The organism is Bradyrhizobium sp. CCBAU 45389 (genome assembly GCF_028128625.1).
In the GTDB taxonomy this organism is placed as follows: domain Bacteria; phylum Pseudomonadota; class Alphaproteobacteria; order Rhizobiales; family Xanthobacteraceae; genus Bradyrhizobium; species Bradyrhizobium liaoningense_B.
On the sequence record NZ_LBIY01000059.1, the window covers coordinates 1 to 10,055 of the forward strand.

Consider the following 10,055-nt stretch of genomic DNA (forward strand, 5'->3'; position numbering starts at 1 on the left):
GCGTATATCCGCTCTCAGACACCGATATATTCTACTGGCCTTGCGGTGATGCCGAAACGCTAGCACGGCACCAATGGCATTGTCCGTATAGATCTTGTCCGCTTGCGAGCGGCAACCCCACCATAGGGCTTGGGCTATTGCTATCGTCCGCTCCCTTCAAGGGAGTTCATCGCTCTTCGGATCGTGTGCGTCCAAAAGACGAGGCTTGAGCGGCGGCTGTTGCAGCAAAGCGGTCGACGCGAGCAAGAAGCTCGCGTGACACAACGATCGCTTCTGCGAGCTCAGAGGCTTGCGTTAATCGGCGCTCGATCAGCTCATTGTAGCGTTCGAGAAGAAGATAGAAACAGATCGGGCCCTCCCTGACCGCCGCGGGGCACGAATGTCTCCGCCGCGAAGCCTGCGAGCCTTAACTGCCCGATTTTGGATTGGGTTAGAGGGTGGGTGGCAATCACAGGTTAGTGCGCGCATTCCTCGTTTTCTGCGCGAATCCGGTATTCCTCGGCGATCTCTAGGAGCGCCTCCCGCGCACGCGGATCGGAGGCCAACGCCGCCTGTGTGCGTGCGGATGCTTCTAGCTGTCGGAGAACGCTTGGCATGCGCGTAGTTGGCGACGGCGGCATTTGACTAGGTTACCACGACGGGCCGGTGAGCCAAGTCCTTTCAGGGTCGCGCGCGCGGCGGTGGCTCGAACCGCTCTATCTTCTCGTTGCCCCGCCATAGCTCGACAGCGTGTCCGTCAACAAACTGCTGGGCGCTCTTGCGCGCGCTGTCCTCGTCTTCAGAAACGAGGTCGATCCGGCTGGTCTGCTGGGAACTCCTGAGCCGACCACAGCACAGTATGCTTGCTCCGCATCGTTGCGGGAGTTGTATACTGCTACTACGCATTGTCCTTGCATGATTGCCTCCTCTATGGGACGTGCCTCAACGCGAGCTCCGGCGCATCGTTCTTAGATTCTGGCACAGTATTCGCGCACGAAGCCTTACATTGCACTCGGGCATAAGTGGCAGCACGCGAAACATTGAGTTGGCGCTGAGGATGATCGACGGTGAAGGGATTGGCAAAGTCATGCTGAGCACAACGATAGATACGGCTTCGCATAAGGTGCGATCAAAGGTGGCGTGTGCAGCACTGGTTTGCACTCGTATTGCTCGGGCGGCACTTCTGTCACAGTTTGCTGAAGTAGTTGAGCGCCGCTTTGAATGTCGTCTCGGACTTATTCGACCATCGCTTACGGAAGCCGGCTATCTTCCTATGCGAACAAGCACATGAGAGCGGTAGTGGCCTCTCATGTCGGTGCTCGCAAGCCGGGAGATGAAAGCCACTCGTCGATGTCGGAGGCATTCTCGGCCTGTCGTGCCCTGCGAAGCAATCGTTCGCGCTCGATGCCAGGATGAGCGCTTTTTGCCATCTTGCGACGACGTTGCGCTTCTTCGTTTAGGCGTTGATAAAGCGAGGTAGATTGCTTGAAACGATTTCGTGCCTGCATAGCGCGCTTCCTTATTTGACGGAAGGCGGGAGCGTAAGGCTCTCAGTCACCGATAAATGCCATGGGCCGGGCGGCGATAGCTTTAATATGGATACTCCTCCGCGACCAAAACAGGGGGCGGCCGACAAATAAGCGTTGGAGGCGATCAGCTATACCCTGTAGATCAACTGTCCCCTAAATGAGAAGAGCGTGTGAGGTTGCTGGTCAATTTTGCTCACCTCGGAAAAGTTAAGAAATCAAAACAGACCGGTGCCAGTTTTCAAAACCGGCCATTAGGATCGGAAACAGGCCGGCACCTCCTAGCGCCTCAGGACAGATTGGCAACTCCAGGACTCTCCCGAACTCGACGGTCCGATCCGAGGTCTGTTGTGAGTCACATCCGACCCGGGAAGGTCAGTTGTGGACAAGCCTGCGCGCTGCCCACCTGTTTGGATTGAGCGCAGTACGCGTGACGGTCATACCTGATCGCACCAACTGCCACGGCCCTGACATTCGGCTCGTTAGTCATTTCATCGGAGCCGACTAGCTGTTTGCTTGAGCCGATGGCGCGGGTCCGCCGAGGGTGACTACCACTGAATAGCTATTGCAGCGACGATCAACAGCCCGAAAAAGATCGGCAGCAATACCGGAGGTACGAGCCACTCACGAACATTGAATCTATCGGTATTCGACATTTGGGACCGCCTTTTTAAAACGGCGGGAGCGCAACACTCTCAGTCACCGACAATAGCCAGGGGACGCGCTGATATGAGGAACATGGTGACGCCCCGCCGAATAACGAGGCCGGTCGCAACTTTATTGTCGTGAGCAGGTTGTAATCCGATTCTAGAGTAGCCATTTACGGGTTAGCGCGGCCGGACCACTTTCAGCTCTTCCCGTTGCGCAAACTTGATCGGATCCAACCGTGATTGAGTTTCCAAACTATAGTCGTTCATATGACCGAACGCGCCATGCCGTGCGTTTTTGGGGATACGATAGCGCGCTAGAGGCATCGTTTTTCATAGAGGAAGACGCGCTGAGGCGACTTGAACCCAACGCTCACCGCGATGAATCGGGTTTCCTGAACGCATTCGATTCCAATCGTGATGTGATATGTGCCGCCGCTGCCAGTGTGTACGTCCGCGGCAGCAGGGGTTCTTACGATCTGGTCGCCGCTAATTTTTGAAATGAAGACTCACGTCTTAATGGACGCGGAGGACTTTGTTTACGGCACGTAGTTCATTACGACTTCCAATCCAGAAATATTTACAAAAGCCGGGGAGGGTTGCATGAAATTCCGTCCGCTCCATGACCGCGTCGTGGTCAAGCGCATAGAGGCCGAAGTCAAGACCACTGGCGGCATCTTCATTCCGGACACTGCCAAAGAGAAGCCCTCCCAGGGCGAAGCCATCGCCGTCGGCCCCGGTGGCCACGACGAAGCCGGCAAGCTGATCCCGATCGACGTGCAGGTCGGCGATCGCGTGCTGTTCGGCAAGTGGTCGGGAACCGAGGTCACGATCGACGGCCAGGAGCTGTTGATCATGAAGGAGAGCGACATTATGGGCGTTCTCACGGATCTGCCGGCCGCCAAGAAGAAGGTCGCGTAAGCGCCAGCCAGTTTTCCTTACCCTGGGGATTCGGCGTGGCCGGGTTCTCGAAGGATGAGGCCCGCAATTCAAATCTCATCCCTCAAGAGCTCGCCAGTTGCGCGGTCTTTGGGATCTGACCAGTTGAAAACGGAGATCACTATGTCAGCCAAAGAAGTCAAATTCGGCGTCGATGCCCGCGACCGCATGTTGCGCGGTGTCGAAATTCTCAACAACGCGGTAAAGGTGACGCTCGGTCCTAAGGGCCGCAACGTCGTGCTCGACAAGTCGTTCGGCGCTCCCCGCATCACCAAGGACGGCGTCACCGTCGCCAAGGAGATCGAGCTCGAAGAGAAGTTCGAGAACATGGGCGCGCAGATGGTGCGCGAAGTGGCCTCGAAGGCGGCCGACGCAGCGGGCGACGGTACCACCACCGCGACCGTGCTGGCCGCAGCCATCGTGCGCGAAGGCGCCAAGGCGGTTGCCGCGGGCATGAATCCGATGGACCTCAAGCGCGGTATCGACTTGGCAGTGGACTCCGTGGTCGCCGATCTCGTCAAGAACTCCAAGAAGGTCACCTCGAACGACGAGATCGCCCAGGTCGGCACCATCTCGGCCAACGGCGATGCCGAGATCGGCAAGTTCCTCGCCGACGCCATGAAGAAGGTCGGCAACGAGGGCGTCATCACGGTTGAAGAAGCCAAATCGCTCGAGACGGAACTCGAGGTCGTCGAGGGCATGCAGTTCGACCGCGGCTACATCTCGCCCTACTTCGTCACCAACTCCGACAAGATGCGCGTTGAAATGGACGACGCCTATATCCTCATCAACGAGAAGAAGCTCTCCTCGCTGAACGAGCTGCTGCCGCTGCTCGAGGCCGTGGTGCAGACCGGCAAGCCGCTGGTCATCGTCGCCGAGGACGTCGAGGGCGAAGCGCTCGCGACCCTGGTCGTGAACCGGCTCCGTGGCGGCCTGAAGGTCGCTGCCGTCAAGGCTCCGGGCTTCGGCGATCGCCGCAAGGCCATGCTGCAGGACATCGCGATCCTGACCGGCGGCCAGGCGATCTCGGAAGACCTCGGCATCAAGCTCGAGAACGTCACGCTCAACATGCTCGGTCGCGCCAAGAAGGTGATGATCGACAAGGAGAACACCACGATCGTCAACGGCGCCGGCAAGAAGGCCGACATCGAAGCGCGCGTGACCCAGATCAAGGCGCAGATCGAGGAGACCACCTCGGACTACGACCGTGAGAAGCTCCAGGAGCGTCTGGCCAAGCTCGCCGGCGGCGTCGCGGTGATCCGAGTTGGCGGCGCGACCGAGGTCGAGGTGAAGGAGCGCAAGGATCGCGTTGATGACGCGATGCATGCGACCCGTGCGGCTGTGGAAGAAGGCATCGTACCGGGCGGCGGCGTCGCCCTGCTCCGTGCTTCCGAACAGCTGAAGGGGATCCGCACCAAGAACGACGACCAGAAGACCGGCGTCGAGATCGTGCGCAAGGCGCTGTCCGCGCCGGCCCGCCAGATCGCGATCAACGCCGGCGAAGATGGCTCGGTGATCGTCGGCAAGATCCTGGAGAACAAGACCTACGCTTACGGCTTCGACTCCCAGACCGGCGAATATGCCGACCTCGTCAAGAAGGGCATCATCGATCCGACCAAGGTGGTTCGCGTGGCGATCCAGAACGCGGCCTCGGTCGCGGCTCTCTTGATCACCACTGAAGCCATGGTGGCCGAGGTGCCGAAGAGGAACGCAGGCGGCGGCGTGCCTGCAGGTGGCGGCGGCATGGGTGGTATGGATTTCTAAGTCAACCCGCTCATGGCCGAACTGCAGACAAGAGCAAGAGAAAGGATGGACCGATTTTCGGGAGGCAGAATGAAGCTCAAAAGGAAGGGCACGTAAGTTGAGACTCGCCTGCGTAGCTCGCAGTCCGGCGAACTCTTCCAAGGAAGCTTTTTATCTCTTGCCGAGGCGCCCAAGCGAAAAGCCCGGCCACGAGGGGCCGGGCTGATCTGTAATATATTTCAAGTCAGACAATGCGTGGAATAAATCCGGAAGAGACGTCGCAGTCTGTTCCAAAAGGAACACCTGAAACGATATTGCGCCGCCCGCGCTCAACTGCGAAAGGCAGAGGATCTCATGTATCTCCAGGAGCATCGCGGCGCAGATGCTGGCTGTAGGGCCCTGGCGCCAGACTGCAGCGAACGGCGTATCAGGCCATCCCGAAGGTGAGCAATTTGGTACAGACGCCAATCACTGGACGTGTCTACCCTCCTTAACGGTGAAGCACGTACCTCCAAGCAAGGTGAAAATCATGGAAATCTCTAAGGAGACAAAAGCTGCCGTGCGGCCGGCACTGTGGGGAGCCTTGGCCGGAGCAATTGCTCTGGCAATCGTGGGTTTCAGCTGGGGCGGCTGGGTGACAGGTGGGACCGCCGAGACGCTCGCGAAGAATAGTGCTGCGACGGCTGTCGTGGCAGCTCTCACACCGATCTGCGTTGAGAAATTTCGACAAGCCGCCGATGCATCGGCGAATCTGGTCGAAATGAAGAAGACGACCTATTCATGGGACCAGAGCAAATTCGTCGAAAAAGGCGGTTGGGCTACGATGCCGGGAAGCACTGAGCCAAACTCAGCCGTTGCTAGAGCCTGTGCCGAAGCGCTTGGTAGCAACAAGGCTGTGGAACTGCGCGGATAATCAAGCAAGTCCGCGCGCGGCGGAAATCTGCGCATAGACGCGCCAGCCCCTCGATATGTCTGCATCTCGCGCAGTGGAAGGGGAGTCTTGCAAGGCTGACCAGACAGTTGTCGCGAGATGGTCAATCCCTAAAACTCTCGCATCGACTTTGAACAAACAACTCGAGGACGCCGAAATCCGTGAAGTCCACGTCGAGTCGAACGCTTCCTCTTGTCATTTCAGTTCCCAAATTGCCGCACCCCACGCGCCTTCCTCCAGGTTAACATCCTTTTCTAATTGTGGTAGTGTGACAGCGTTAACGGTCCAACGAACGAAAGTCCTGCCTTGGTGAAAACGGCGAAGGACTTGTTTGAACCCAAAGCCTTCCTTGCCAAGGTCGGGGCCGGAAAATCGATCTTGAAATTTGGCAAAGGTCGGAACGTGTTCGCGCAGGGAGATGTCGCGGACGCGGTATTCTACATTCAAGAGGGAAAGATCAAGCTAACGGTCGTTTCGGACCAAGGGAAGGAAGCCGTCGTCGGGATTCTGGAGCCGGGACAATTCTTTGGCGAGGGCTGCATCAATGGTCATCCATTGCGTATTGCCACTACTACGGCAATGGAGGCCTGTGTCATAACGAGAATATCGAAGACGGCAATGATTGCAGCGCTCGAAGGCAAGCCGAAGTTCTCTCAGTTGTTCATGGCGTATTTGCTCGCGCGCAACAGCCGGATTGAAGAAGACTTGATTGACCAACTCTTCAATTCGAGCGAGAAGCGCTTGGCGCGCCTGTTGCTTCTGCTGGCAAATTTCGGCAAGGAATCCAGCTCGCAGCCAATTGGCGTCAATATCAGCCAGGAAACGCTGGCCGAAATGATCGGTGCAACCCGATCACGGGTTAGCTTCTTCATGAACAAGTTCCGTAAGCTCGGCTTCATCAGCTACAATGGAAAGATCGAGGTTCATAGCTCGCTTCTGAACGCGGTTCTGCGCGACAAATCTGAGATAGACCGGAAGGACTGACCACGAAGTCGAGCGTATGACCGATCGCCGGGCCAACCGCGTGATATCCGCCCACTTGAATAGCGGATCAGGACGAACTGGACCCGCCGCCCGTTTGTCCTTGTTGGTCCCAGCGGATGACGGACCAGGCTCTTTCGTGCAGATAGTAGAGGATCATTTTAGTGACGGCCTCAGCATCGGCGATCGAACCTGCAACCTTGACGCTACCGGTGAAGATGAAACTCAGTACGAAGGTGTCGAAGCTACCGGTGATCCTCCAGCTGACAGCTTTGACCATGGAGCGAAAATGGGACTCTCGTGTCCGAATGAACATCCGTCCCTCCCGTCCCTCCTGCGCTCGATCATGTCGGCTATCCCCGCAAAGGCAGGCTGTAGCTGATGCTGCTTCGGGGCGGGAATCGAATCGTGGGCGAGCTATCCTCCTTGAGGGCCTGGCTATCACGACCGAGTCTTGTCCGGCGACTTTTTTTCGCGGCATTATCGTGATGCATATCTCAAGTCAGCCTATGAAATGCCGGCGGCAAAACCTCTCGCACGAGCTCACTTAGATCTAAAGCCTCGCCACTTTCCGTAATGTCCGAGAATAGAACCTCGATAAAAGGATGTTGCCGGTTGAACGCGGCTCCTCGCTGGTATTTTGCGCTCACAATCCGTTGGATCGCCGCAAGATTCAGCTTGCCAAGCGCATTGTATTGATCGCGGAACAGACTTTGCCGTCCGCCATGGTGCTCGACGGATTCGGCCCAGACGTCCATCACTTTGCGGCCTACGAACGCCTCGACGCGTTCAGTTCCATCCTGAGCAAAAAGCCGTAGCCCATCCATGCTATGGGCGCTGTCATCGACGCTAAATTGTGTAAGTGACATCACGATTCCTCCTGCTTTTCCGCGTTTACTCGCATCGGCGGTTCGTCGCGGACTGAGCCTCCCTCGTTCTCCCATCGCGACAGAGCGACAGCGCCCGATCTCGCATCGCTGGGCGGATCCTTTGTTAAAGGCAGCTCGTTGCGACCGACTTGATTGTTGCGCCTGTGCTCCGTCAATAAGACGAAGCCGGCCCGCCAGGTCTTGAATTTACGGCTTTCCTCAGCGTTGCTCGAACCCTTGACGGGCTCGCCTGACGCGGTTGCATCTTGCGCGATGCTGCTGAGATTTGAACATATGCAGAGCCCTTTCGTTGGAAGTCTCCGCGCACTCCGGCCAATCTCGATGGCTGACCAGGCTAGACTTGGATATGGGGAAGAAAGGGCTGAATAACGAGCCCCAGGCATAAATAAGATTGCCAAAGGAGTGCGCAGATAGGCTTTGCCGTGCGTCCAGCCGTCCCGCCTGGCAAAAGAGCCGCCGAGCGGAGCGCAACCATCTTCAACCGTACCCTAATTGCAAGCGATGGGTCGGATCGCGTTGTTGTGTACCGCCAAACTCGATGGATGGCATTGGCGAACTGAGAGACTTGTGTGCCTCCTAGGTAGAGCATGTGCGAAAATTCATCGCGTTGAACAAGAAGATTGCGCATATCGCCGAATTGCGGCGTTTCCGTTTAACGCCTCTACGGCCGATCGTATTGCAGTCGAGGTCAGAAGCCTTGAACAGGAGTTTTTCTCGGCGCTCGCTCGCTGGTTTCTTTCGGCTCAGCCGCTTCGCTTTCCTCACTACGTTGCGCGACGGAATGAACCTGGTTGCCAAGGAGTATGTCGCCGCACAGGACCCGATGACCCCGCGTGATCGTTCTCTCGAACTTCGCCGGCGCGGCCTACGAGCTCAACACTGCCGAGATCGTCAATCCAATGACCCCGACGCAGTCGCCGAAGCATTGCAGACAGCGCTGGGAATGCCACTAGGAGAACGACTTGAGCGTTGGGAGGCCACGATGACATCACTGCGTGGCGAGAGTTTCCTCGAGGCGACAGCCGCTAACTGGCGGTCGCTTAGAACGCGGCATCAGTGCAGCAGGTCTCGATATTCTCGTTCTTCAACAATTTGCTCCCGTCCATCGGTAAGGTGTTATTTCGAAATCATCTCCGGGGCGGAAATGATCCACGCGTGACGGGATTACTTGCATCCGCTTCCTTGTCGCGCCGAACCAGATAGACCAGGTTGCCCGCAGCATTCTCCTTTTTCGCGTCAACGTAATACACCTCTTCTTCTGGCTCGGCGCGGCGCACCCTGATCGGCGACTTCCCATCCCAAAGCGGTCTGTGTCCAATCATCATTCGCTTCAAACCCTCCTGCAGCCGGTCCTCCTTGCCGAATTCTCTGGCCTGACGACTGGTCGCGGCTCTGAACGCCAGAATCGGCTGACCGTCGACCTCCAGAACGAAGACGGTCGGATATGACGCCTCAGTTTTAGCTGGCATAATCATCCCAATCACTCCTTTCACGGCCAGTCGAACCTCCTGGCGAGATGCGGGCCTGCTGTCAGTCGGCGCTCGCTTGCTCGGTACGTTCCCCCTCCCGAAGCGGGGCGCACCGCCTGATTGTCCGCGCCCCGTCCAAGGCTTGTGTAACGTGCCCCCAGGTTCTGATTGCGTTTGCCCCGCGGCTCGCAGACTAAGCATTGTAGTGTGGTCTGTCGTGCAATCAGTCGATAGACGGGGTATATAAGTGCTCTGGCGGCGAGGACGGCTTGTTGTCCAACCAAAGCGCACCTCGATTAAGGCAACGGCCTCGGTGCGAGGGGCATCCGAGGCCGCTAAGCCTTCCGCCGGGCATTGGGGCAAAATGTCGACCGGTCAGTGGGCCTGGCTCTCGGAGATAAATCTTCGATCGCTGAGGACTAAGGATTCCCAAGATCAATCGTTCCATTAATAAGCGAGCCTTGGGTGACAATCGCAACTTCAAGGTAAATGTCGCGCGTATCGAAATGATCAAGCCGAACGAACGAGGCGAGGACATTCGTTTGACATTCCATTTCGAAGGCGATGAAACCAGCTTTACGTTGCCCATCTTCTTGAACTCTCGCGAGTTCGACGACACTGAGATCGTCAAGGTTGCGCGAAGCAAGTTGCATGACCTTTTCCGGCATCTTTCCGGTCAGTGCGAGGATTGGCAGTTGTCGGACGACGAGCGTCGCGAGCTTGCAAAGATCAACGTGCGGCCAAGTGCCTATTCAAAGTCCACGCTGTCGAAATGAGTTATTGCGGCTGCGGCACCATAAGCGGGGAATAGCGGACTGCATCCACACCGTTCAAGCTGCGCATGCGGCTTTAGCTTGCTCCAGAAGTGGTTCAGGACGGCGTTGACGGCCCAGTCGCTCTTGTTCGCCACTCTCGTTCGAAAGTCGATTATTCTCTTCACGCGATTGCGC

General features: G+C 57.3%; 11 protein-coding genes. 7 read left to right on the forward strand and 4 right to left on the reverse strand.

Annotated features, from left to right (window positions below):
• Nucleotides 1–1,286: 1,286 nt before the first annotated feature.
• Nucleotides 1,287–1,487, reverse strand: coding sequence for a hypothetical protein (locus XH79_RS07375; RefSeq protein ID WP_081493775.1), 201 nt, complete (start codon nucleotides 1,485–1,487; stop codon nucleotides 1,287–1,289).
• Nucleotides 1,488–2,391: 904 nt separating this feature from the next.
• Between XH79_RS07375 and XH79_RS07380 the strand changes: the two genes are divergently transcribed.
• The 5 genes from XH79_RS07380 (at nucleotide 2,392) to XH79_RS07400 (ending at nucleotide 6,749) form a co-directional block, all read left to right on the forward strand.
• On the forward strand, nucleotides 2,392–2,652 hold the full coding sequence (locus XH79_RS07380) for a DUF1488 domain-containing protein (RefSeq protein ID WP_081493776.1): 261 nt from the start codon (nucleotides 2,392–2,394) through the stop codon (nucleotides 2,650–2,652).
• A 103-nt stretch (nucleotides 2,653–2,755) separates the two neighbouring features.
• Nucleotides 2,756–3,073, forward strand: a complete 318-nt coding sequence (locus tag XH79_RS07385; RefSeq protein WP_271581230.1) for a co-chaperone GroES — start codon at nucleotides 2,756–2,758, stop codon at nucleotides 3,071–3,073.
• A gap of 141 nt (nucleotides 3,074–3,214) precedes the next feature.
• On the forward strand, nucleotides 3,215–4,855 hold the full coding sequence (gene groL / locus XH79_RS07390; protein WP_271581231.1) for a chaperonin GroEL: 1,641 nt from the start codon (nucleotides 3,215–3,217) through the stop codon (nucleotides 4,853–4,855).
• 508 nt (nucleotides 4,856–5,363) lie between these two features.
• Nucleotides 5,364–5,747: a hypothetical protein gene (locus XH79_RS07395; RefSeq protein ID WP_271581232.1), complete on the forward strand. Its 384-nt coding sequence runs from the start codon at nucleotides 5,364–5,366 to the stop codon at nucleotides 5,745–5,747.
• A 324-nt stretch (nucleotides 5,748–6,071) separates the two neighbouring features.
• Nucleotides 6,072–6,749, forward strand: coding sequence for a Crp/Fnr family transcriptional regulator (locus XH79_RS07400; protein ID WP_271581233.1), 678 nt, complete (start codon nucleotides 6,072–6,074; stop codon nucleotides 6,747–6,749).
• A 67-nt stretch (nucleotides 6,750–6,816) separates the two neighbouring features.
• Here XH79_RS07400 and XH79_RS07405 read toward each other — a convergent pair whose 3' ends face one another.
• A complete protein-coding gene (locus tag XH79_RS07405; protein WP_271581234.1) occupies nucleotides 6,817–7,026 on the reverse strand; it encodes a DUF2061 domain-containing protein in 210 nt (69 codons plus the stop codon).
• Nucleotides 7,027–7,243: 217 nt separating this feature from the next.
• Nucleotides 7,244–7,615, reverse strand: coding sequence for a hypothetical protein (locus tag XH79_RS07410; RefSeq protein WP_036044801.1), 372 nt, complete (start codon nucleotides 7,613–7,615; stop codon nucleotides 7,244–7,246).
• Nucleotides 7,616–8,225: 610 nt separating this feature from the next.
• On the opposite strand from XH79_RS07410, the gene XH79_RS43215 reads away from it, so the two are divergent.
• The gene (locus tag XH79_RS43215) at nucleotides 8,226–8,795 is read left to right on the forward strand and encodes a trehalose-6-phosphate synthase (protein WP_081493919.1); all 570 of its coding nucleotides are present in this window, start codon (nucleotides 8,226–8,228) and stop codon (nucleotides 8,793–8,795) included.
• Here the strand turns inward: XH79_RS43215 and XH79_RS07420 are convergent.
• Complete coding sequence (locus XH79_RS07420; protein ID WP_036031556.1) at nucleotides 8,764–9,111, reverse strand: hypothetical protein; 348 nt, start codon at nucleotides 9,109–9,111, stop codon at nucleotides 8,764–8,766. The genes XH79_RS43215 and XH79_RS07420 overlap by 32 nt on opposite strands.
• A 455-nt stretch (nucleotides 9,112–9,566) precedes the next feature.
• Here XH79_RS07420 and XH79_RS07425 point away from each other — a divergent pair, with 455 nt between their 5' ends.
• A complete protein-coding gene (locus XH79_RS07425; protein WP_036044803.1) occupies nucleotides 9,567–9,881 on the forward strand; it encodes a hypothetical protein in 315 nt (104 codons plus the stop codon).
• Nucleotides 9,882–10,055 lie beyond the last annotated feature (174 nt).